At 64.2% G+C, this 21,252-nt stretch carries 21 protein-coding genes, 1 tRNA gene, 1 other RNA gene and 1 riboswitch; of the genes, 12 read left to right on the top strand and 11 right to left on the bottom strand.

The window, feature by feature from the left end; genetic code table 11:
• Position 1 precedes the first annotated feature (1 nt).
• Positions 2-243, bottom strand: a riboswitch (cobalamin riboswitch).
• A 175-nt stretch (positions 244-418) separates the two neighbouring features.
• The 5 genes from AB4Y31_RS13285 to AB4Y31_RS13265 all read left to right on the top strand — a co-directional run bounded on the left by AB4Y31_RS13285 (position 419) and on the right by AB4Y31_RS13265 (position 2,772).
• Positions 419-772 carry a hypothetical protein gene (locus tag AB4Y31_RS13285; RefSeq protein WP_018443121.1) on the top strand — a complete coding sequence of 118 codons (354 nt, stop codon included), beginning with the start codon at positions 419-421 and terminating at the stop codon, positions 770-772.
• Positions 769-1,083 (top strand): cell division protein ZapA, encoded by a 315-nt coding sequence (locus AB4Y31_RS13280; protein WP_018443122.1) that lies wholly within the window; start codon positions 769-771, stop codon positions 1,081-1,083. The genes AB4Y31_RS13285 and AB4Y31_RS13280 overlap by 4 nt, the downstream gene beginning before the upstream one ends.
• Before the next feature lie 67 nt (positions 1,084-1,150).
• Positions 1,151-1,332, top strand: a non-coding RNA gene (ssrS, locus tag AB4Y31_RS13275) — 6S RNA.
• Between the two features lie 161 nt (positions 1,333-1,493).
• Positions 1,494-1,952, top strand: a complete 459-nt coding sequence (locus AB4Y31_RS13270; RefSeq protein WP_368674284.1) for an EVE domain-containing protein — start codon at positions 1,494-1,496, stop codon at positions 1,950-1,952.
• Between the two features lie 82 nt (positions 1,953-2,034).
• Positions 2,035-2,772 carry an SIMPL domain-containing protein gene (locus tag AB4Y31_RS13265; protein ID WP_368674283.1) on the top strand — a complete coding sequence of 246 codons (738 nt, stop codon included), beginning with the start codon at positions 2,035-2,037 and terminating at the stop codon, positions 2,770-2,772.
• Positions 2,773-2,789: 17 nt separating this feature from the next.
• On the opposite strand, the gene lgt is transcribed toward AB4Y31_RS13265, so the two are convergent.
• Together lgt and AB4Y31_RS13255 are read right to left on the bottom strand one after the other, a co-directional pair.
• Entirely contained in the window at positions 2,790-3,695 is a 906-nt protein-coding gene (gene lgt / locus AB4Y31_RS13260; RefSeq protein ID WP_368674282.1) for a prolipoprotein diacylglyceryl transferase, read from the bottom strand.
• Positions 3,689-4,678 (bottom strand): LysR family transcriptional regulator, encoded by a 990-nt coding sequence (locus AB4Y31_RS13255; protein ID WP_368674281.1) that lies wholly within the window; start codon positions 4,676-4,678, stop codon positions 3,689-3,691. Before AB4Y31_RS13255 ends, lgt begins: the two co-directional genes overlap by 7 nt.
• 214 nt (positions 4,679-4,892) lie before the next feature.
• On the opposite strand from AB4Y31_RS13255, the gene ilvD reads away from it, so the two are divergent.
• Positions 4,893-6,566, top strand: coding sequence for a dihydroxy-acid dehydratase (gene ilvD / locus AB4Y31_RS13250; protein WP_368674280.1), 1,674 nt, complete (start codon positions 4,893-4,895; stop codon positions 6,564-6,566).
• Between the two features lie 51 nt (positions 6,567-6,617).
• Here the strand turns inward: ilvD and AB4Y31_RS13245 are convergent, their stop codons facing one another.
• The 3 genes from AB4Y31_RS13245 to AB4Y31_RS13235 form a co-directional block, all read right to left on the bottom strand.
• A complete protein-coding gene (locus tag AB4Y31_RS13245) occupies positions 6,618-7,331 on the bottom strand; it encodes a DUF2486 family protein (RefSeq protein WP_368674279.1) in 714 nt (237 codons plus the stop codon).
• Between the two features lie 120 nt (positions 7,332-7,451).
• Positions 7,452-7,868 carry a DNA polymerase III subunit chi gene (locus AB4Y31_RS13240; RefSeq protein WP_368674278.1) on the bottom strand — a complete coding sequence of 139 codons (417 nt, stop codon included), beginning with the start codon at positions 7,866-7,868 and terminating at the stop codon, positions 7,452-7,454.
• 22 nt (positions 7,869-7,890) lie between these two features.
• Complete coding sequence (locus AB4Y31_RS13235) at positions 7,891-9,405, bottom strand: leucyl aminopeptidase (protein WP_368674277.1); 1,515 nt, start codon at positions 9,403-9,405, stop codon at positions 7,891-7,893.
• Between the two features lie 124 nt (positions 9,406-9,529).
• Here AB4Y31_RS13235 and lptF point away from each other — a divergent pair, with 124 nt between their 5' ends.
• From lptF to AB4Y31_RS13220, 3 genes are read left to right on the top strand one after another with little or no spacing between them, the layout of a single operon-like run.
• Positions 9,530-10,624: an LPS export ABC transporter permease LptF gene (gene lptF, locus AB4Y31_RS13230; protein ID WP_368674276.1), complete on the top strand. Its 1,095-nt coding sequence runs from the start codon at positions 9,530-9,532 to the stop codon at positions 10,622-10,624.
• Positions 10,625-10,628: 4 nt separating this feature from the next.
• Positions 10,629-11,777, top strand: a complete 1,149-nt coding sequence (lptG, locus tag AB4Y31_RS13225) for an LPS export ABC transporter permease LptG (protein ID WP_368674275.1) — start codon at positions 10,629-10,631, stop codon at positions 11,775-11,777.
• A 28-nt stretch (positions 11,778-11,805) separates the two neighbouring features.
• The gene (locus tag AB4Y31_RS13220) at positions 11,806-12,198 is read left to right on the top strand and encodes a sirohydrochlorin chelatase (protein WP_368674274.1); all 393 of its coding nucleotides are present in this window, start codon (positions 11,806-11,808) and stop codon (positions 12,196-12,198) included.
• Here the strand turns inward: AB4Y31_RS13220 and cobA are convergent.
• The 6 genes from cobA to AB4Y31_RS13190 form a co-directional block, all read right to left on the bottom strand.
• Complete coding sequence (gene cobA, locus AB4Y31_RS13215) at positions 12,185-12,982, bottom strand: uroporphyrinogen-III C-methyltransferase (protein WP_368674273.1); 798 nt, start codon at positions 12,980-12,982, stop codon at positions 12,185-12,187. The two genes, AB4Y31_RS13220 and cobA, sit on opposite strands and share 14 nt — an antisense overlap.
• Before the next feature lie 82 nt (positions 12,983-13,064).
• Entirely contained in the window at positions 13,065-14,381 is a 1,317-nt protein-coding gene (locus tag AB4Y31_RS13210; RefSeq protein WP_368674511.1) for a sulfate adenylyltransferase subunit 1, read from the bottom strand.
• A gap of 74 nt (positions 14,382-14,455) precedes the next feature.
• Entirely contained in the window at positions 14,456-15,418 is a 963-nt protein-coding gene (gene cysD, locus AB4Y31_RS13205) for a sulfate adenylyltransferase subunit CysD (RefSeq protein ID WP_018443136.1), read from the bottom strand.
• 128 nt (positions 15,419-15,546) lie between these two features.
• Positions 15,547-16,320: a phosphoadenylyl-sulfate reductase gene (locus AB4Y31_RS13200; protein ID WP_368674272.1), complete on the bottom strand. Its 774-nt coding sequence runs from the start codon at positions 16,318-16,320 to the stop codon at positions 15,547-15,549.
• A complete protein-coding gene (locus AB4Y31_RS13195) occupies positions 16,317-16,874 on the bottom strand; it encodes a DUF934 domain-containing protein (protein ID WP_368674271.1) in 558 nt (185 codons plus the stop codon). The genes AB4Y31_RS13200 and AB4Y31_RS13195 overlap by 4 nt, the downstream gene beginning before the upstream one ends.
• 32 nt (positions 16,875-16,906) lie before the next feature.
• Positions 16,907-18,586: a nitrite/sulfite reductase gene (locus AB4Y31_RS13190; RefSeq protein WP_368674270.1), complete on the bottom strand. Its 1,680-nt coding sequence runs from the start codon at positions 18,584-18,586 to the stop codon at positions 16,907-16,909.
• Positions 18,587-18,796: 210 nt separating this feature from the next.
• On the opposite strand from AB4Y31_RS13190, the gene AB4Y31_RS13185 reads away from it, so the two are divergent.
• The 3 genes from AB4Y31_RS13185 (at position 18,797) to AB4Y31_RS13175 (ending at position 21,218) form a co-directional block, all read left to right on the top strand.
• Positions 18,797-19,738 carry a CysB family HTH-type transcriptional regulator gene (locus AB4Y31_RS13185; protein ID WP_018443140.1) on the top strand — a complete coding sequence of 314 codons (942 nt, stop codon included), beginning with the start codon at positions 18,797-18,799 and terminating at the stop codon, positions 19,736-19,738.
• An 84-nt stretch (positions 19,739-19,822) separates the two neighbouring features.
• On the top strand, positions 19,823-20,980 hold the full coding sequence (locus AB4Y31_RS13180; RefSeq protein ID WP_368674269.1) for an ABC transporter substrate-binding protein: 1,158 nt from the start codon (positions 19,823-19,825) through the stop codon (positions 20,978-20,980).
• Positions 20,981-21,133: 153 nt separating this feature from the next.
• Positions 21,134-21,218: transfer RNA gene (locus tag AB4Y31_RS13175), tRNA-Leu, on the top strand.
• Positions 21,219-21,252: the final 34 nt, after the last annotated feature.

Genomic DNA, 21,252 nt, shown 5'->3' with positions numbered 1-21,252 from the left:
ACGGCCGCACTCCCGCTTTGGCCGGTATCCGGGCTGGCGACGAATCGCGTCCGCCTTCCCGCGCGCTCGACACGCGCAGTGGCATTCGGACCGAACTCGCATCGCGATCTTCGCGATGCATGTCGCTTACCGTTGCGGGGGCAGCACAGGTTGGCTCGGCCCGGGGCGGACCATGCTCCCTGTTTCCCGTTTAACCGCGCGCATCGGAGCGAGCGCGCGGGCACCAAAGTGCCGCAAGTGTAGGAGTGCAACCGGGGTGCGTCAACAATTGCCGATCGGGCCTCGTTGCATCAGCCATCGGCAAAAACCGCCTGAAATACGGCAATGTACGGTGCTTCGTTACGTCTCGATACGAGTCGGAGGTCGGATACCGCTCTTTTCCGCGCTAAAATGCGCAAGTCTTTAGAGGACGCAGCAGATGCTCAACGAACTCGAAATCCTGTCACAGAACATCGGCCGGCTGATTGCGATCAACGAACGCCATCAGCAGGCACGTCACGCACTCGAAGAGCAACTCGCCCAGCTTCGCGCGGATAACGACGCCGCGCACGCCGAACTCGCGCTGGTGCGCGACGAGCGTAACGCGCTGCAGGCCGAACGCGATACGTTGCTTGCCAAGATCGACGATGCGCAAGTACGCCTGAACGCGATTCTCGAGAAACTGCCTCGTACGAAGGGCCCATACGACGCCGACAACCAGCTCGACCTGCTTTCGCCGGCAGGTGATGGCGAGCCGGCTCGTAACGGCGCAGCCCACGGAGAGAACGCATGACGACGAAACAGATCGAAGCCTCGATTCTCGGCCAGACATACAGGCTGGCCTGTTCACCGGAAACGGAGTCCGCGCTCGTGGACGCCGTCGCGCGCGTCGATGCGGAAATGTCGAAAGTCCGCACGGCCAGCAACGTGCGCGGCACGGACCGCATCGCCGTGATGGCCGCCATTTCGCTTGCGTCGGAATTGCTGAGGCTGCAAGAAAGTATTCGCCACGGTGAGGCGTTCCCCGCGGACGAAATCCGTCGTACAATGCGTCAAATGAATGAGCAGCTCGGCACCGTGCTCGCGCAACACGAGGCACGATAGCAAGAGCGGCACACTGCCCGTCCGCGGTAGCGGCAGGCGGCGATACAAGTTGTACCCAGTTTTTACGGCTTCCCTGCCTGGTTCGCCAAGGTCATAGATTCCTTGAACCAATGCCATGTGCACGGTTGCGGAAATTTGTAGCACGGGCGTGCGCGTCACTCTGTCTGATGTACCCGAAGTGCTGCTAACTGCGACCAATTCTGAACCTCAGGTTCAGGATGCCGGCCTAGCGGCTAAGGCGGGGACTTATTCGACGACGGCATCGGTTCATCCGATGCCGTTTTCATTTGGTCTCGATCATTGGCCTCGGCTGCTCCCGCCGGAGCCAGGGGCACGTCCGCACCCACTATAGGTTTTTTGAGGCTCGCGCATCTTTCGTTCGACGATCACCCAACGAATCCGAGTGCCTTATGCGCTATTGGCTCATGAAGTCCGAACCGGACGAAGCAAGCATCGACGATCTCTCGAATGCCCCCGAGCGCACGCTTCCGTGGACAGGTGTGCGCAACTATCAGGCGCGCAATTTCATGCGCGACATGATGCGCGTTGGCGACGGCGTGCTGTTTTATCACTCGAGCTGCCCCGAGCCCGGTATTGCGGGGCTCGCAAAAGTCGTCTCGACGCCCTACCCCGATCCGACGCAGTTCGATCCGAAAAGCCCTTACTACGATCCGAAATCGAAGCCTGAGGAGCCGCGCTGGATGCTCGTCGATGTCAAGTTCGTCAAGAAGACTCCGCTCATTTCGCTCGCCGAGTTGAGGAAGCATGCCGAACTCGCCGACATGCGCGTGCTCGCGAAAGGGAATCGTCTTTCGATCACGCCGGTCACCGAAGCCGAGTGGCGCTTCATTACCGCGCGGCTCACCTGACGTCGAACGTTCCCACGCGTACCGGGTTCGTTGCTCCGTCCTAACAAGGGATATCGTTCAACACCGAAGAAGGACCGCACACATGAAAAGAACAACCGTTCTCGCTGTCGCGACCGTCGCCGCCTCTTTATGGCCTTTCGCGCTGACGGTGACACCCTCGGCTGCCTATGCCGATCCGGTCGTCATCGATCGCGCGGCCGTGCCTTCCGGCGTACTCTCGCTGTCGGCTCAGGCGAGCGCCGACGTTCCCGAGGACGTCGTCGACATCACGCTCTTTTACGAGCAGGAGGCCAAAGATCCCGCGTCGCTGACGAACGCGCTGAACGAGCGAACCGCCGCGGCGTTGCGGCAGGCGAAGGGCGTGACCGGCGTCACCGCGCACACCGGCACTTATTCGGTCTATCCGTCGACGGATCGCGACGGCCGCATCTCGGCATGGCGCGGCCGGACAGAGGTCGTGCTCGAATCGCGCGACTTCGCCGCCGCATCGAAGCTCGCCGGCGAGTTGAACGCGACGATGCAAATCGGCAATGTCGCATTCTCGCTGTCGCCGGAAGCGCAGCGATCTGCCGCGCAAAAGCTGTCGGGCGACGCCATCGCCTCGTTTCGCGAGCAGGCGCAGGAAGCAGCCCACGCATTCGGCTACACGGGCTACACGGTGCGCGAGGTCAACGTAGGCCGCGAAGGGCCGCCGCGTCCGATGATCGCGATGCGCGCCATGGCGGCGGCAGCGCCCGGCGGCAACGCGCCGCTGCCGATCGAAGGCGGCACGTCACGCGTGACCGTCAACGTGTCGGGTTCGGTGCAGATGACGCGTTGACTGCGCTCAGTCCGCGTTCAACGCGCCACGGCGGCGGGCTCTTTCGCTTTCGCCGCACGCCGATACGACCAGGCAAATAGCCCGACGCCTACGAGAATCATCGGCAACGACAGCCACTGCCCCATCGAGAGCCCGAAGGTGAGCAAACCGAGGAAATCGTCGGGCTCACGCGCGAACTCGACGATAAAGCGCGCAAGGCCGTACCCGATCAGGAAGACCGCGGATGCAGCGCCCGCGGGGCGCGGCTTGCGCGTGAAGAACCAGAGCACGAAAAAGAGCACGATGCCCTCGAGCGCAACCTCGTAGAGCTCGGACGGATGGCGCGGCAGCATGTGGTACTGCGCGAAGACTTCGTAGAGATGCCACTTGGCCGCGAGTTGCGGATGCGAGGCGAGCCAGAGGGCATCGTCGGGCGCGGCGCTCTGAAACAGCATCGCCCATGGCGCTTGCGGATCGGTTACGCGCCCCCAGAGCTCCCCATTGATGAAGTTGCCGAGGCGACCCGCGGCGAGCCCCGTCGGCACCATGGGTGCGACGAAGTCCGTCACCTGCAACCAGGTGCGATTGCGCTGCCAGGCGAAGATCGCCATCGCGAGCGTCACGCCGAGAAAGCCGCCGTGAAACGACATGCCGCCTTGCCAGACCTTGAAGACGTCGAGCGGGTGCGCGAAGTAGTAGTCCGCCTTGTAGAAAAGCACGTAGCCGAGCCGGCCGCCGATGATCGTGCCGAGCACGCCGTAAAACAGCATGTCGTCGATGTCGCGCGCGGTCCAGCCTTGAGCGGCGACGTGCGGCAGACGCAACCGCAGCCGCCCGACGACGATCGCCATCACGAATCCGACGAGGTACATGAGGCCATACCAGCGCACGGCAAGCGGGCCGAGATGAATCGCAACGGGATCAAAGTTGGGATGAATCAGCATCGTATGGGCTTCGATTTCGGGCGTTGAGGGGTTGAAGGGCCGGGCATGGCCGCGGCGTGCGCGCGTACGATCTCGATGAACCCGCCGAGCACGGGCCTCACGTCGCCCGTGCGCCAGACGAGACCGGTCTCGACGATCGGCGCGCGCTCAGCGAGCGGTCGGTAGACTACGCCGGTGCGGCGAAGGTTGCGCAGCGATCGCGGCACGAGCGCGACGCCCATGCCCGCCGACACAAGGCTCACGATCGTCTGCATCTGGATCGCCTCCTGTCCGATGCGCGGGCTCAGGCCGGCCGCGCCGTAGCAGCCCGTAATGATGTCATAAAAGCCGGGGGCGAGATGGCGCGGAAAGATGACGAGCGGAAAATCGGCGAGCTGCGCGAGCGTGACCGGTCTGTCGTCCCAGTCCGGCGGCGCGTCGCGCGTGCCCCTCGTCTCGAGATTGCGCGCGATGGTGCTCGGCAGCGCCGCCACGAGCGGCTCGCGCATGACCGGCACGTACGTCAGCGCCGCCGCATGGCGCGGGGGAAGTGGCGGAATGACGAGCCCCGCGTCGATGCGCCCCGCCACGAGCTCGTCGATCTGCACGTCGCTCGTCGCCTCGGCGAGCTGCAACCTGACGTGCGGATAGCGTGCGGCGAATTCGCGCAGCAGTTCCGGCAAAAGGCCGTAATCGGCCGTCGAAACGAAGGCGAGCGAAAGCGCGCCGGCCTCGCCGCGCGCAAGGCTTTGCGCGAGCGGGCGCAAGCCGTCGGCCGCGGCCAGCAATTTGCGCACTTCGGGCAGAAGATCGGCGCCCACGGGCGTCAACTCGACCGTGCGCTTCGTCCGCGCGAAAAGGGCCACGCCGAGCGCCTCCTCGAGCGCACGAATCGCCTGCGAGAGCGGCGGCTGCGTCATCGAGAGCCGCTCGGCGGCCCGCCCGAAATGCCGCTCCTCGGCAACGGCGACGAAGTAGCGCAACTGGCGCAGATCGGGCGTCACGAAGCAGCCTCCATTCGATATCTTTTTCGACTTAATCGATGTTGAATAATATATTGGACACAGGCAAAGGGAAACGTCATTCTGGCTCGACGCCCCCGTGCGCGAGTGCCGATCCGCCCCGCTCGGGAAGGCAAAATCACGTTCACGCATAGCGGCGGATTGCAACGCATACAACCTGCGCGACCGTAAAGACGGATACAACGGAGTCCCCATCATGGCTTACAACCGTCGTTCGAAAAACATCACCCAGGGCGTCGCACGCGCGCCGAACCGCTCGATGTTCTACGCGATCGGCTACAAGAAGGATGATTTCGACAATCCGATGATCGGCATCGCGAACGGCCATTCGACGATCACGCCCTGCAACGCCGGATTGCAGCGCCTCGCCGACGCAGCCGTGGAGGCTGTCAAAGGCGCCGGCGCGAATCCGCAGATATTCGGCACGCCGACGATTTCGGACGGCATGTCGATGGGCACCGAAGGCATGAAGTACTCGCTGGTCTCGCGCGAGGTCATCGCCGATTGCATCGAGACCTGCGTTCAGGGCCAATGGATGGACGGCGTCGTCGTGATCGGCGGCTGCGACAAGAACATGCCGGGCGGCATGATTGCGCTCGCACGCATCAACGTCCCCGGCATCTACGTCTACGGCGGCACCATTCGGCCCGGTCGATGGAAGGGCAAGGACCTGACGATCGTCTCGTCGTTCGAGGCTGTCGGCGAGTTCACCGCCGGCCGCATGTCGCAGGAGGATTTCGAGGGCGTCGAGCAGAACGCCTGTCCGAGCACGGGCTCGTGCGGCGGCATGTACACGGCCAATACGATGAGCTCGTCGTTCGAGGCGCTCGGCATGTCGTTGCTCTACTCGTCGACGATGGCCAATCCCGATGACGAGAAAGTCGACTCCGCCGCCGAATCGGCACGTGTGCTCGTCGAGGCCGTGAAGCGCGATCTGAAGCCGCGCGACATCATCACGAAGAAGTCGGTCGAGAATGCCGTGTCCGTCATCATGGCGACGGGCGGCTCGACGAACGCGGTGCTGCACTACCTCGCCATCGCGCATGCGGCCGAAGTCGAATGGACCATCGGCGACTTCGAGCGGATCCGCCGGCGCGTACCCGTCATCTGCGATTTGAAGCCGTCGGGTCAATATGTGGCAACCGATCTGCACCGCGCGGGCGGCATTCCGCAAGTGATGAAGATCCTGCTCGACGCCGGCCTCCTGCATGGCGATTGCGTGACGATCACGGGCAAGACGCTCGCCGAGGAGCTGAAGGACGTGCCAAGCGCGCCGCGCGCCGATCAGAGCGTGATCTTCCCGATCGAGAAGGCGCTCTACAAGGAAGGGCATCTCGCGATACTGAAGGGCAATCTTGCGGTCGATGGCGCCGTCGCCAAGATCACGGGCCTGAAGAACCCGGCGATCACCGGGCCTGCCCGCGTCTTCGACGACGAGCAGAGCGCGCTCGACGCGATCCTGAACGATAAGATCCAGCCGGGCGACGTGCTCGTCCTCCGCTATCTCGGCCCGCAAGGCGGCCCCGGGATGCCGGAAATGCTCGCGCCGACATCGGCGCTGATCGGCAAGGGGCTCGGCGAATCGGTCGGCCTCATCACGGACGGCCGGTTCTCGGGCGGCACTTGGGGGATGGTCGTCGGGCACGTGGCGCCCGAAGCCTTCGTCGGCGGCACGATCGCGCTCGTGCAGGAAGGCGATTCGATCACGATCGATGCGCACAGGCTGCTGTTGCAGTTGAATGTCGACGACGACGAACTGCAGCGCCGCCGCGCCGCGTGGAAGCAGCCGGCGCCGCGTTACACGCGCGGCGTGCTCGCCAAGTATGCGGCGCTCGCGCGGCCCGCCAACCAGGGCGCCGTGACGGGTTGAGGCCGGCGTGCGGCAGCAAGCGGGGCCCAACGGCCCCGTTCGTTGTCGAGCCTAACGGCGCGCCGCCCGGTGCGCGGCCAGTTCCTCACGAACCGCGTCGCGCACCCAGCCCACCACCTCTCCTTCCAGCACCAGCGCCACCTCGCGCGTGACCTGCCGCACGAGCCAGCTCGTGTGCTCCTCGAGCGCCTCGCGGCATCGGGCTTCGATCACACGCCGCCCTTCGTCCCGCAGGTAGCCGGCGAAGCGTGTGCGCAGGCGCTCGGCGATATGGTCGACGTCGCGCTCGCTGAGCTCTTCGTGCTCGCGTTGTTCGCCTGGTTCGCGTAGTTCGCGTGCAACCGGGGCCGCGGGCGTGGATGCTGCCTCGGCGGGCGCCAGAGCCTCGGGCGCGCCGCCGTGCTGGAGCGGCTCGTGCGCGCGGCGCGTTGCGGGCGGCTCGGCGGGGCTCGCCTTGTCCGCTTCGGCAAATTCGTTCAGCTGTGCCGCTCGGGTCGCCTCGATCGAATCCTCAGTCGGCTTTCGCTCGCGCGGCGCCGCGCCTTCGGCCGGCTGCGCTGGCGCACCGGAGCTTTGCGGCGCCGCCGGCGCCTCGGCCTTTTGCGGCGGCGCGGCGGGCGTCTCCGCCTTTGGCTCGGGGGCCGCCTCGTGAGCTTCGCCGCGTCGCGGCATGGACGGCCGGCCCGGCACGATCACGTCGGTCAGCACCGGAATCGAGTCCGGATCGTCGAACTGTTCGCGTTCGGGATGTTTGGGATCGGTCACTTCCAGTCTCCCTGTTTCCACTAGTCGGCCCGCCTTCCATGGATGCTGACGAAACCAACGGACCCATACCACGATGACACGCCGGCTGCGCACTCATCGGACAAACGATAGAGCACCCGTTTAGGTGCCTTGCTTGTAGTTGTTGAGCGCATAACCGCGGTCGCGATAGAAGCGATAGCGTGCACGCCCCGCGGCGAGCTCGTCATCCCCATCGCCGACAACCTCGAGAAGCCTTTCGAAGCGCGCGAATTGCGGCGGCACCGCCGCACCGAGGTTCAAGAGTACCTGATGATGCGGCGCCTCATCGAGGTCGGCCATCAGCACGACAGGCGTGCGCGCCGCAAGCCCACTGTCGGCCATGCAATGCGGGACGAAGTCGAGCGGCGAGAAGGTCCAGAGCCGCTCGTCGAACGCCGCAAGCCTCGCCCGGTCGGCGACCACGATGACGGGCTGGTCCGCGAGATAAGCCTTGCGGACCAGCCGGCAGGCATAGAGCAGCGAGTCACCGACGTTCGTATGAAAATCGATCCGTGTCATCGGCAATGATCCAGCCAAGCCACTACGATTGTTGTGCGCGATCGATCAGGAACTGCGTCAGCAGCGGCACCGGGCGCCCCGTCGCGCCCTTGGCTGCGCCGCTCTTCCACGCCGTCCCGGCGATATCGAGGTGCGCCCACGGATACGCCTCGGTGAAGCGCGACAGGAAGCAGGCTGCCGTCACGCTGCCGGCCGGCCGCCCGCCGATGTTCGCCATGTCGGCGAAGTTCGACTTCAGCTGCTCCTGGTACTCGTCGTCGAGCGGCAGGCGCCAGGCCGGGTCAACCGCTTCGCGCGAAGCGTCGAGCAGCTCGCCGGCGAGCGCGTCGTCCTTCGCGAAGAGGCCGCTGTTGTGATGGCCGAGGGCGATCACGCAGGCGCCCGTCAGCGTGGCGATATCGATGACGGCCGCAGGCTTGAAGCGCTCCGCGTAGGTGAGCGCGTCGCACAGAATGAGGCGCCCTTCGGCGTCGGTGTTCAGCACTTCGATGGTCTGGCCCGACATGCTCGTGACGATGTCGCCCGGCTTCGTCGCCGTGCCGCTCGGCATGTTCTCGCAAGTCGGCACGATGCCGACGACGTTGATCTTCAAGCCCAGCTCGGCCACGGCCCGAAGCGTGCCGAACACCGAGGCGGCTCCGCACATGTCGTACTTCATTTCGTCCATGCTGTCGCCCGGTTTCAGCGAGATGCCCCCGCTATCAAACGTGATCCCCTTGCCGACCAGCACGACAGGCGCGGCCTTCTGACCGGCGCCTTGATGCTGCAGGACGATGAACTGCGGCGGTTGCGCGGAGCCGCGCGTCACCGAGAGGAAAGCGCCCATCTTGAGCGCTTCGAGCTGCTTCTGGCCCAGCACCTCGACTTTCAGCTTCCAGTCTTTCGCCAGCGTTTTGGCGGTGTCGGCCAGATAGGTCGGCGTGCAGACGTTGCCGGGCAGATTGCCGAGATCGCGCGCGAGATCGAGGCCATTCGCGAGCGCTTCCCCTTCCTTCGCGGCGATCTTGGCCGCCTTTTCGTCGACCGTATCGACGCTGAAGACGACGCGCTTCAACGCCCGCTTGGCCGGCTCGGGCTTGCTCTTCATCTGCGTGAACTGATATGTCTCGGTGCGCAGCGCGAGGATAGCCGCGCGCACGCCCCACTCCGCCGTCCGCTCTTTGATCGGCAGTTGGGCGAGCGTAAACGTGACCTGCCCGATCTTCGTGCCGAGAATGGCGCGCCAGGCCGCCCGCGCGGCATCGTTGTAGGCTTTCTGGCCGAACGCGTCCTGCTTGCCGCAGCCGACGAGCAGCACGCGCGATGCGCCGATGCCGGAGACCTCGTGCAGAAAGACCGTCGTTCCGCTCTTGCCCTGCATGTCGCCGGCTTTCACGACGCGCGTGATGAGCCCTTTCGTGGCCTCGTCGATCTCGAGCCCCGCGCCCGACAGCGTTTGCGATTCGAACACGCCGATCACGATGCAATCGGACTTCCCGGTCAGAAATACGTTCGTCGTGCCCTTCGTCCAGTCACAGGCTTTTATGCTAAAGTCCATCGGCTCGTCCTCGGATAAAATCGGCATCACTCACACGAAAGTCGCAATTATCCGCTATTTTTTCGCGGCGTCGGTCCGCCATGCGCAATGCAAGCGCGGCCCCATTCGCCCTTTCTCATAGACGATGATTTTCGAACGCTCCCTGCAGCGCGAGCTCGCATATACGGCCGGCGCCGTATTCATGGTGCTCTTGACCATCTTCCTCACTACGATGATGATCCGCATCGTCGGCTTCGCCGCGTCCGGCGAGGTCGATCCGAAGGACGTCGTCGTGCTGATCGGCTTGACCGTCATCGGTTACTTCGCGGTGATGCTCGTCGTCACGCTCTTCGTGTCGATCCTCTTCGTGCTCACGCGCTGGTACCGCGATTCGGAGATGGTCGTCTGGCTTTCGTCGGGCGTGAGCCTCGCGCGCTTCATCAAGCCCGTCGTCAAGTTCGCTCTGCCGGTCCTGCTGCTCGTGGCCTTTTTCGCCTATGTCGGCTGGCCCTGGTCGAACGCGCAAAGCAAGCTGATCCGCGCGCGCTTTCAGCAGCGCGACGAAGTCTCGTTGCTCGCGCCCGGGCAATTCCGCGAATCGCCCGTCAGCCACCGCGTCTTTTTCGTCGAGAAGATGTCTCCCGACCAAAGTCATGTCGAGAATGTATTCGTAACGAGCACAGAAAGCGGCAAGGTCAGCGTCGTCGTATCGCACAACGGTCACACGGAAACGGACAAGGACGGCTCGCGCTTCGTCGTCCTCGAGAACGGGCGGCGCTACGACGGCGAGCCCGGCAAGCCGGATTTCCGGATCATGGAGTTTCAGCGCTATGGCGTGAAAATCACGCAGCAGCCGGTCGTCAACCGGCCGACGCCGACGGGCATGTCGACGCTTGCGCTGCTGCGCCATCCGACGAATGCGAACCTCGCCGAATTCGTCTGGCGCACGGGCCTCGTTTTGATGGCGGCGAACCTGATGCTGCTCGGCATTCCGCTCGCCTATCAAAATCCGCGGCGCGGGCGCACGATCAATCTCGTCATGGCCGTGCTGATCTTCCTCACCTATTCGAATCTGCTCAACGTGGTGCAGTCGTGGATGGAACAGGGACGCATGTCGTTCGCCGCCGGGCTGATCGGGTTGCATGCGCTCGTCGCCTGTATCGTTGTCGTCGTTTTCTGGCTGCGCGTGCGCAACCGGCCGCTCATTTCGCGCGCGTTGTTCGCACGTCAGGGAGCATAACGCGATGCGCATCTACGAGAAGTACTTTGCACGGCAGGTCTACCTCGCGTTCATCTTCGTTCTATTCGCGTTTTCAGGTCTGTTCTTCTTTTTCGACCTCATCAACGAGCTGAACACGGTCGGGCACGGCAACTACAAGTTCGGCTATGCCGTGCTGCGCGTCGCGCTGCAAACGCCGTCGCGGTTTTACGAAATCATCCCCGTCGCGGCGCTGATCAGCGCGATCTACGTCTTCTCGCAGATGGCCGCCAACTCCGAATACACGATTTTTCGCGTCTCGGGACTCGCGACGGGCCGGGCGTTGCGCTCGCTCATCAAGATCGGCATTCCGCTCGTCATCGTCACGTATTTCATCGGTGAAGTCGTCGGCCCCTACTCGGATCAACTCTCGGAGCGCGTGCGGCTCGAGGCGCTCGGATCGGCCGTCTCGACGAACTTCCAGTCCGGCGTCTGGGTCAAGGACACGCTTTCCGCGCGCGAAGACGGCGAGCAGGTCACGCGCTTCGTCAACGTCGGCGAGCTAAGGCCCGATGCATCGATTACGAAGGTGCGCATCTACGAGTTCGATTCGCAATTTCGGCTGACGAACGTGCGGATCGCGCAAAGCGGAAGCTATCAGGGCAACGGCCACTGGCTGCTGAAGGGCGTGACCGATACGAAGCTGACGGCGATCCCGCCGCCGTCCGCGCAGCCTGCCGACGCATTGAATCCAGTCTATCGCGCGACCCAGATCACGCAGCCCGAGTACTCGCTGCGCTCGGAGCTTACGCCGCAGATCCTTTCGGTGCTGCTGATTTCGCCCGATCGGATGTCGATGTTCAACCTCTTCCGCTACATTCAGCATCTGACGGAAAATCACCAGGACACGCAGCGCTACGAGCTCGCGTTCTGGAAAAAGCTGCTCTATCCGTTCGCCGTGCTGGTGATGCTCGCGCTCTCGCTTCCGTTCGCCTATCTGCACACGCGGGCCGGCGTCGTTGGCGTAAAGGTCTTCGGCGGCATCATGCTCGGCATGAGCTTCCAGCTCTTCAATACGCTGTTTTCGCATATCGGCATGCTGAACACATGGCCGGCGCCGATGACGGCCGCCACGCCGGCCTTGATCTACCTCGTGCTGGGGTTCGTCGGACTGAGGTGGGTCGATCGGCATTGATCGCTATCGACATTGAGAGGACACGGCCATGTCGGCACGCAACGGCATCGTCCTGTTTGGTCACGGCGCACGCGATGCACGCTGGGCCGAGCCCTTCGAGCGGCTCGCGAAGCTGCTGCGCGCGCAATGCGGCCCATCGACGGCGGTCAGCCTGGCGTTTTTAGAGCTGATGTCGCCCGACCTGCCTACCGCGATCGCGGAGCAGGCGGCCGGCGGCTGCGCGACGATCACGATCGTGCCGGTATTCGTGGGGATCGGGGGGCATATTCGGCGCGACCTGCCGGCGCTCGTCGATCAATGCCGGGCCGCTCATCCGGGCATCGAAATCCGATGCGTGAAGCCTATCGGCGATGACGACGCAGTGCTCGATGCGCTCGCGCAGTACTGCCTGCGTCAGATGGGAGACGTCACGCCGCGTTGAGAAAACCGGCGGCACGCGGTGCGGCGCCGTCCGCGGTCGCGTCGGCCGGCTCGCTTTCGATCAGCCGCTTCGACGCATCCCGCTCGGCGAACGCGTCGCCGATCATGAGCAGGCTCGGCTGCGCCGCATCGAGCCACTGCTGGGCTTCACCCATCGCGAGTGCTTCGAGCGTCAGCGTCAATGTTCGCTCGCGCGCGGTGCTGCAAGCTTCGACGATCGCCACGGGCGTCTCGGCCGGCCGGCCCGCGTCGATCAACTGCTGAGCGATCTCCGGCGCGCTGTCGCGACCCATGTAGAAGACGAGCGAATCCGCATTGACGTGCTCGCGGATTTCGTCGGTATCGGCCGCGCGGCTCTTCGTGGCGAACGCGACGCTGCGGGCGACGCCGCGCAGCGTCAGCGAGCGCTTGAGGCTCGATGCGGCGGCGAGGGCCGCCGTGATGCCGGGCACGACCTCGTATTCGATGCCTGCCTCTTCGAGCGCGCGCATCTCCTCGTCGGCGCGGCCGAACAGCATCGGGTCGCCGCCCTTCAGCCGGACGACGACCTCATGCGCCAGCGCCGCATCGACGATCTGCTTGTTGATGAACTGCTGGGCCGTCGAGCGACGGCCGCAGCGCTTGCCGACGGCGATCTTGCGAGCGTGCGGCGCGTATCCGAGCATGTCCGGCTCGACGAGCGCATCGTGCAGCACCACGTCGGCCATGCCCAACAATCGTGCGCCGCGCACCGTAATGAGATCCGCCGCTCCGGGGCCTGCCCCGATCAAGTACACCTTGCCCATTCGCCGTTCGTCCTTCCGGTTCCGTTCCTTACCGACTCATTCGTTCGCGTGCGAGCGGCCCGCAGGAGCGGAGCCGGTCGCGTCAGCTCGAGTATGCACGAATCATGCCGGCGGCAACCGTATGGTGCGTCGCTTCGTCGATGAGCACGAACGCGCCCGTCGCCGGATGCGTGTCGTAAGTATCGCAGACGAGCGGCTTTTGCAGCGTCAGTGTCACGCGGCCGATGTCGTTCATCGTCAGGTTGTGCCGTTCGCTCGTATGCTCGAGCGTGTGGACGTCGAGCACTTCCTTGACGGCGCCCACGCGCGCGAAGACGGTGCTCGTCGTTTGCTTCAGCAGATATTTGCGCTGCGGCGAAAGCGGCTCATCGTCGAACCAGCAGAGATCCGCCTCGAGCTTCTTCGCCGGTTGCGGGGCCTGCCCCGCCGACACGAACGTGTCGCCGCGCGAAACGTCGACGTCTTCCGTGAGACGAATCGTCACCGTCTGCCCCGCGAACGCATGCTCGACCTGGGCCGTGCCACCCGGCACCGGCGCGATGATTTCCGCCACGGTTGCGTCGCGCCCCGCCGGCAGCACGACGATCGCATCGCCGACGCGGACTTCACCCGATTCGACGCGACCCATATAGCCGCGGAAATCGTCGGCGCTCGCGCCGTCCTGGCGCGCCACCCATTGGACCGGGAAACGCAGTGCCTGGCCCGTCGGCTGCCCGACCGGCAGGGCCTCGAGCACGTCGAGCAGCGGCTCGCCCGCATACCAGGGCATGCGCTCGCTCGCCAGCACGATGTTGTCGCCCTTCAAGGCCGAGACAGGGACGAAGCGAACGTTCGCCAGCCCGAGCTGCTGGGCAAGCTGCACGTAGGCATCGCGAATCTCGTTGAAGCGCGCTTCGCTGAACTCGACGAGGTCCATCTTGTTGATCGCGACGATCACATGCTGCAGCCCGAGCAGCTTCACGATCGCGCTATGGCGCTTCGTCTGGGGCAGCAGCACCGCGCGACCGTCGTCGAACGTCACTCGCGTCGCGTCGATGAGGATGATCGCCGCATGCGCGGTCGACGCGCCCGTCACCATGTTGCGCGTGTACTGCTCGTGGCCCGGCGTATCGGCGATGATGAACTTACGCTTGGCGGTGGCGAAGTAGCGATAGGCCACGTCGATCGTAATGCCCTGCTCGCGCTCGGCTTCGAGGCCGTCGGTCAGCAGCGACAGATCGATTTCGTCGCCGACCGTGCGCTTGTTCTTCGCGCGCGAAAGCGCGGAAAGCTGATCGGAAAGCACGGCCTTGCTGTCATAGAGAAGCCGCCCGATGAGCGTGCTCTTGCCGTCGTCGACGCTGCCCGCCGTGATGAAGCGCAGCACGCCGAGGTCCGCCGGTTGATGAGTGGTGATGATGTCCTGCATTCGATACTCGCTCGGAATTCGTTCGGAGGCCGCGTGCGCTTTCGGCGCGGACCTCTTGGGCTGGCTTAGAAATACCCTTGCTTCTTGCGCTGCTCCATCGCCGCCTCGGACGTTTGATCGTCCATACGCGTCGCGCCGCGCTCCGTGATGTCGGTCACGGCCGTCTCGGCGATGATCTTCTCGACATCGTCCGCATCGCTTTCGACGGGGCACGTGCAGCTGATATCGCCAACCGTGCGGAAGCGCACGAGCGCGGTCTCGCTCGTTTCGCCCTCGCGCATCGGCGTGAGCGGCGTGACGGGCACGAGCAGTCCGTTGCGGCGCACGATTTCGCGCTGGTGCGCGTAGTAGATCGACGGCAGCTCGAGCCCTTCGCGTCCGATGTATTGCCAGACGTCGAGCTCGGTCCAGTTCGAGATCGGAAACACGCGCAGGTGCTCACCCGCATGCAAGCGCGCGTTGTAGAGACTCCAGAGCTCGGGTCGTTGCGCCTTCGGATCCCATTGGCCGAACTCGTCGCGGAACGAAAAGATGCGCTCCTTGGCCCGCGCCTTTTCTTCATCGCGTCGCGCGCCGCCGATCATCGCCGTGAAGCCGTGCGCCGCGATCGTCTCGAGCAGCGTGACGGCCTGTGCCGCATTGCGCGAATCGGTCTCGCGGCGCAGCCGCACGGTCCCGCGCTTGATCGAATCCTCGACGTGGCCCACGACGAGCTCGGCGCCAATCTCGGCCGCGCGCCGGTCGCGGAAATCGATGACCTCGGGATAGTTGTGGCCCGTGTCGATGTGCACGAGCGGAAACGGCAGCGACGTCTTGCGGTTCGCGCCGAGGCCGAATGCCTTGAGGGCGAGATGCAGCACGACGACCGAATCCTTGCCGCCCGAAAAAAGCAGAGCCGGCTTGCTGCATTCGGCAACGAGCTCGCGCAGGATATGGATCGATTCGGCTTCGAGCCAATCCAGATGGTCCATGCGGTTCGATGCGACCGTGAGCGGTGTCGTCGCGGAGGGTTCGAGAATCGTGCTCATGTTCAGTCTGTTCCTATCGGTTGCCGCGGTCGATGCATCGTTTCCGCGACGACCCGCAATATTCGGGTCCTGCATTGTTTGGGCTCGGTTTGCCTATTGGAGCCGTTAGCTTACGCCTTGGCCGCGCGTTACGCCGTCGCCTTGCCCGCGTCGGATACGATCCTGATCGGCGTGGCGGGCGCGACGTGCAGACCACACTCCTTCGAGTCGCGCGATTCCCACCACCAGCGGCCGGCGCGGCTGTCCTCGCCGGGACGGATCGCGCGCGTACAGGGCTCGCAGCCGATGCTCGGGTAGCCGCGCGCGTGCAGCGGATTGACCGGCACCTCATACTTCGTCAGATAGGCCCAGACCTCCGCTTCCGTCCAGTCCGCGAGCGGGTTGTACTTGGCGATGCCGCGTGCCGCGTCTTGCTCCTCTTCGGCGAGTTCCGCACGCGTCACCGATTGCTCGCGGCGTTGCCCCGTCATCCAGGCGTCGACGCCGGCGAGCGCGCGATTGAGCGGCTCGACCTTGCGAATTTCGCAGCAGCGCTTGCGCAACTCGACGCTCTCGTAGAACGCGTTGAGCCCATGCTCGGCGGCGTAGGCCTCCACCGCCTGCGGCCGCGGATGAAACTGCTCGATTTCGTAACCGTAGCGTTCGCGCACGCGATCGATCATGCCGACCGTTTCCGCGTGAAGGCGCCCCGTATTTAGCGAAAAAATGCCGATCGGCGCGCCGCGCGAGAGGATGGCATGCGTGAGCAGCATGTCCTCGGCGGCGAGGCTGCTCGCGAACTTGACGTTTTCGTGGCGCGCGGCGATCGCGTCGATGAGCGCGTTCAGCCGCTCGACCTTCGCAGCCAGGACGGCCTCGGGCACGTCGGCGCCCTGCTTCGTGAAGTCGACGACGCTGCTCATACGCGCGTTCCTTGCGCCTCGGCGCCGCTCGACGCTGCCGCCGCGCGGCGGCGGAACAGCGGCTGCGGAATGTCGACGGCGGCCTGGTATTGCACCGAAAGCTCGCTGAATGCCTTCAGCGCATCGTGGATGTCCTTGTCCGCACGCACGGCGAACGCGTCGAAGCCGCAGCGGGCCATGTAATTGAGCTGATCGCGCAGAACGTCGCCGATCGCGCGCAACTCGCCGCGCCAGCCGTAGCGTTCGCGCAAAAGTCGCGCGGTGCTGTAGCCGCGGCCGTCGCGAAACACCGGGAAATCGACGCCGATCAGCGAGATCTTGTCGAAATCGCCGACCAGATCGGCCGGTTCGTCGGCGGGTGCAAGCCAGACGCCGAGCGATTCGACGCCGCGCGCCGCCACGAGCGCTTCGCGCGCTTCCTTCCAGAGCGCGAACGGCACGAGGATGCGGCCCGTGGGCAGCGCATCGACGGCGGGCAGCCCGCCGTCTTCGGCCGCGCGCACGGTCTGCCAGTCGTCCGCCACGACTTCACGGTTTCTGATAATCGAAGTCATCTGCAAATGTTCCTTGCTCTCGTTCGCTTCGGTCAGGCGTGCGCCGGCTGGCGGGACGCGTAGACCCGTTCCTTGAACGGCGCGATGCCGATCCGATTGAACGTGTCGATGAAACGCTCCCCGTCGATGCGGTTGTCCACGAAGGTGTCGATGACCTTCGACACCACATCGGGCATTTCCTCGGCCGAGAACGAAGGACCGATGACGCGGCCGAGCCGCGCGCCGTTCTGGCCCGTGCCCTGCTCGCCGCCGAGCGACACCTGGTACCACTCCGCGCCGTCCTTGTCGACGCCGAGCACGCCGATGTTGCCGACGTGATGGTGTCCGCACGAATTCATGCAGCCCGAGATGTTGAGCGAGAGCTCGCCGAGATCGTAGACGTAGTCGAGATCGTCGAACCGATGCTGGATCGCCTGCGCGATCGGAATCGACTTCGCATTCGCGAGCGAGCAGAAGTCGCCGCCGGGGCAGGCGATGATATCGGTGAGCAGTCCGATGTTGGGCGTCGCGAAGCCATGTTGCTTCGCGCGCTCCCAGACGTCAAACAGATCGCGCTTCTTCACGTTCGCGAGAATGAGGTTCTGCTCGTGCGAGACGCGCAGCTCACCGAACGAGTATTCGTCGGCCATATCGGCCGCCGCTTCCATTTGCGCGTCCGTCACGTCGCCGGGGGCCGTGACCGTCGGCTTCAATGAGAGCGTCACGGCGGCGTAGCCCGGCACCTTGTGCGGCCGCACGCTGCGCTCGACCCAGCGCGCGAACGCGCGGTTCTCGAGCAGATGCTTCTCGTATGACGCATCCGTATCCGAAAGCTTCTCGTACGCAGGCGGCTGGAAATACTGGGCGACGCGGTCGAACTCTTCCTGAGTGAGCGTCGAAGGGCCGTCCTTCAGATGCTGCCACTCCTCCTCGACCTGCTCGGCGAACTTTTTCGCGCCCAGCGCCTTCACGAGAATCTTGATGCGCGCCTTGAACAGATTGTCGCGCCGGCCGAAACGGTTGTAGACGCGCAGGACCGCTTCGCAGTACGTGAGCAGATGCTGCCAGGGCAGATTTTCGCGGATGACCGGACCGACGATCGGCGTGCGCCCGAGCCCGCCACCGGCGAGAATCGCGCAGACGACTTCGCCCGCCTCGTTCTTCGACAGATAGACGCCGAGATCGTGGATTTGAACGGCGATGCGATCTTCCTTGGAGGCCGAGACGGCGATCTTGAACTTGCGCGGCAGCCAGGCGAACTCGGGGTGGAACGTCGACCATTGGCGCAGGATCTCGGCCCACGGGCGCGGATCGACGACTTCATCGGGCGCGATGCCCGCGAACTGATCGGCCGTGATGTTGCGAATGCAGTTGCCGGACGTCTGGATCGCGTGCATCTGCACCGAAGCGAGCTTCGCCAGAATTTCGGGCGTCTCCTCGAGCTTGATCCAGTTGAACTGCATGTTCGTGCGCGTCGAGAAGTGGCCGTAGCCGCGATCGTGCTCGCGGGCGATCCGCGCCAGCATGCGCAACTGATCGCTGCGCAGATTGCCGTACGGAACCGCGATACGGTGCATGTACGCGTGACGCTGCATGTAGAGACCGTTCTGCAAGCGCAGCGGACGAAACTCCTCCTCGCTCAATTCGCCCGACAGGCGGCGGCGGACCTGGTCGCGGTACTGCGCGACGCGCTCGTCGACGATTGTCTGGTCGTACTGATCGTATTGGTACATTCGGGGACCCCAGGTTGTTCTGCGCCGCGCCCTGGTTACGCGACGCCCGAATCGCTATCGACGCGCAAAGAGCGGCAGGACCTAAGACCCTCCGCTCATTTGCTAATGACCGAAACTGCTATGCATATTGAAAAACCTGCGCAGATCGTAATAAACTCGTCTTATATTTCAAACGACTAAAAAATTCTGTCCTTATGCCATGGGGTTATGATGAACCTGCACCAATTTCGGTTCGTGCGCGAAGCCGTGCGGCAGAACTTCAACCTGACCGAGGCTGCCAAGGCGCTTTACACCTCGCAGCCGGGCGTCTCGAAGGCAATCATCGAGCTCGAGGACGAACTGGGCGTCGAAATCTTCACGCGCCACGGCAAGCGCGTGCGATCGCTCACCGAGCCGGGGCGCATCATCCTCGCGTCCGTTGAGCGGATCCTGCAGGAAGTCGAGAGTCTGAAGCGCGTCGGCAAGGATTTCGCCGCGCAGGACCAGGGCAATCTCGTCATCGCCGCGACGCATACGCAGGCGCGCTACTCGCTGCCGGGCGCCATCGCCGAGTTCAAGAAGCGGTTTCCGAAGGTGCACCTTTCGATTCTGCAAGGCAGCCCCACGCAGGTGGCCGAAATGGTCATGCACGATCAGGCCGATATCGGTATTGCGACCGAGGCCATCGGTAGCTATAAGGAGCTCGTCTCGCTGCCGTGTTTCCAGTGGCATCACGTAGCGGTGATGCCCGAAGGCCATCCGCTGCTCGAACGCAAGACGCTCTCGCTCGAGGACCTTGCGCAATATCCTCTGATTACTTATGAGGCCGCATTTGCGGGCAGGACGAAGATCAACGAGGCTTTCCATCGGCGCAACCTCACGCCCGATGTCATCCTCGAGGCGATCGATGCCGACGTCATCAAGACCTACGTCGAGCTCGGGCTCGGCGTCGGGATCCTCGCCGACATCGCGTTCAACGGCGATCGCGACAAGCACCTGCGAGGAATGCCGGTCGGGCATCTGTTCGGCACGAATCTCACTCGGATCGCGCTGAAACAGGGGGCTTACCTGCGTAGCTATGTCTATACGCTCGTCGAACTGCTGTCACCCACGCTCACTCGCAAGCTCATCGAGCAAGCGTTGAAGGGCGAGCATGAGAACTACGAGCTTTGAGTCCCGCTGAGCTTTGACTCCTACCGAGTTTCGAGTCGGGGGCTTTTCAACGTAACGAGCTTTTCACGCCAAGGGAGAAACTGAATGCGGTTGTCGTGCCAACTGCGCCGCGCGCTTGCGCTCGCCGCCTTCATGATCGCGGGTCTGGCACATGCCGATATGAAGGTCGGGATCGATCTTTCATCGACGGGCCCTGCCGCGGCGATCGGCATCACGAGCAAGAACGCCATTCTGATGTGGCCGGCGACGATCGCCGGACAGAAGGCGCAATACATTGTGCTCAACGACGGAACGGACCCCGGGGCCGCCGTTGCAAACATCCGCAAGCTCATCGATGAGGATCACGTCGACGTGATCGTCGGGCCGAATATCACACCAGCCGCGCTGGCCGCGCTCGATCCCGTTGCGCGCGCGCAAACGCCGATGATCACGCTCGTCGGCTCGGGCAGCGTGGTCGAGCCGCAAGAGGGGAATCGCATCTGGGCGTTCAAGATGGCGCAGACCGATGCCGCCATGGCCGATGTGATGACGCGATACATGTCGAATCACGGTGTGAAGACGGTCGGATTCATCGGGTTCGCCGATAGCTACGGCGAAAGCTGGCTAAAGGAGTTCACGAAGTTCGCCGAACTGCGGCATATCAGCCTGGTGGCGACGGAGCGGTTCAATCGCAACGACGCCAGCGTGACGGGGCAAGTGCTCCGGCTGATGGCCGCGAAGCCCGATGCCGTCCTGATTGCCGGCGCCGGTACGCCGGCCGTGCTGCCGCAACGAACGCTCGTCGAGCGCGGATTCAAGGGGCCGATCTATCAGACGCACGGGATTGCGACGCCCGAGTTCATCAAGCTCGGCGGGAAGGACGTGGAAGAGACGCTCTTTCCGACGCAACCGGTCGTCGTCGCGCGAACGCTGCCGGCGGATCATCCGGCGAAGAAGGCGGCAATGGCGTTCGTGGACGCGTATGAAGCGAAATACGGTGCGGGGACGGTCACGCAGTTTGCCGGCGACGCGGCCGGCGTTTATCCGCGGCTTCAAGATGCGGTGGGTCGCGCATTGAAGGCGGCGCAACCTGGGACTGTGCAGTTCAGGGTCGCGCTGCGCGAGGCTTTGGAGCAAGCGCATGAGGTGGTTGTGCCGAATGGCGTCGTGAATACCAGCGCGAAAGATCACGTGGGGCTCGATCAGCGAGCGAGTGTGATGGGCGTGATCAAGGATGGGAAGTTCGTGTATTTGAGCCAGTGAGCGAGGTGCCGCGCTCGTGCAACGCCCTTAGCCGTCCTCTGGAATCGTGGCCAGCTCCGGCGCTAACGCCAAAGGCGCCACCAGCTTGCCGGCGCACCGGTTTTGCGCCATAATCGCGCTCTTCCGTCGGCGCATCAGGCGTCGGCAAAGACTGCCCAGGTGGTGAAACAGGTAGACGCAGGGGACTCAAAATCCCCCGCCGCAAGGCGTGCCGGTTCGAGTCCGGCCCTGGGCACCAGAAGTTGTTCCGGCGAATGCCGCTGAATTTCGAG

The sequence above is a fragment of the Trinickia sp. EG282A genome, from assembly GCF_040965455.1.
Taxonomy (GTDB): Bacteria; Pseudomonadota; Gammaproteobacteria; order Burkholderiales; family Burkholderiaceae; genus Trinickia; species Trinickia symbiotica.
This window is presented reverse-complemented; position numbering and strand designations above follow the sequence as displayed.

What these genes read in the sequence shown, in the direction of transcription:
- AB4Y31_RS13285 (WP_018443121.1), top strand. Translation starts at nt 419, where the DNA reads ATGCTCAACGAACTCGAAATCCTGTCACAGAACATCGGCCGGCTGATT.
- AB4Y31_RS13280 (WP_018443122.1), top strand. Translation starts at nt 769, where the DNA reads ATGACGACGAAACAGATCGAAGCCTCGATTCTCGGCCAGACATACAGG.
- AB4Y31_RS13270 (WP_368674284.1), top strand. Translation starts at nt 1,494, where the DNA reads ATGCGCTATTGGCTCATGAAGTCCGAACCGGACGAAGCAAGCATCGAC.
- AB4Y31_RS13265 (WP_368674283.1), top strand. Translation starts at nt 2,035, where the DNA reads ATGAAAAGAACAACCGTTCTCGCTGTCGCGACCGTCGCCGCCTCTTTA.
- lgt (WP_368674282.1), bottom strand. Translation starts at nt 3,695, where the DNA reads ATGCTGATTCATCCCAACTTTGATCCCGTTGCGATTCATCTCGGCCCG.
- ilvD (WP_368674280.1), top strand. Translation starts at nt 4,893, where the DNA reads ATGGCTTACAACCGTCGTTCGAAAAACATCACCCAGGGCGTCGCACGC.
- AB4Y31_RS13240 (WP_368674278.1), bottom strand. Translation starts at nt 7,868, where the DNA reads ATGACACGGATCGATTTTCATACGAACGTCGGTGACTCGCTGCTCTAT.
- AB4Y31_RS13235 (WP_368674277.1), bottom strand. Translation starts at nt 9,405, where the DNA reads ATGGACTTTAGCATAAAAGCCTGTGACTGGACGAAGGGCACGACGAAC.
- lptF (WP_368674276.1), top strand. Translation starts at nt 9,530, where the DNA reads ATGATTTTCGAACGCTCCCTGCAGCGCGAGCTCGCATATACGGCCGGC.
- lptG (WP_368674275.1), top strand. Translation starts at nt 10,629, where the DNA reads ATGCGCATCTACGAGAAGTACTTTGCACGGCAGGTCTACCTCGCGTTC.
- AB4Y31_RS13220 (WP_368674274.1), top strand. Translation starts at nt 11,806, where the DNA reads ATGTCGGCACGCAACGGCATCGTCCTGTTTGGTCACGGCGCACGCGAT.
- cobA (WP_368674273.1), bottom strand. Translation starts at nt 12,982, where the DNA reads ATGGGCAAGGTGTACTTGATCGGGGCAGGCCCCGGAGCGGCGGATCTC.
- cysD (WP_018443136.1), bottom strand. Translation starts at nt 15,418, where the DNA reads ATGAGCACGATTCTCGAACCCTCCGCGACGACACCGCTCACGGTCGCA.
- AB4Y31_RS13200 (WP_368674272.1), bottom strand. Translation starts at nt 16,320, where the DNA reads ATGAGCAGCGTCGTCGACTTCACGAAGCAGGGCGCCGACGTGCCCGAG.
- AB4Y31_RS13195 (WP_368674271.1), bottom strand. Translation starts at nt 16,874, where the DNA reads ATGACTTCGATTATCAGAAACCGTGAAGTCGTGGCGGACGACTGGCAG.
- AB4Y31_RS13190 (WP_368674270.1), bottom strand. Translation starts at nt 18,586, where the DNA reads ATGTACCAATACGATCAGTACGACCAGACAATCGTCGACGAGCGCGTC.
- AB4Y31_RS13185 (WP_018443140.1), top strand. Translation starts at nt 18,797, where the DNA reads ATGAACCTGCACCAATTTCGGTTCGTGCGCGAAGCCGTGCGGCAGAAC.
- AB4Y31_RS13180 (WP_368674269.1), top strand. Translation starts at nt 19,823, where the DNA reads ATGCGGTTGTCGTGCCAACTGCGCCGCGCGCTTGCGCTCGCCGCCTTC.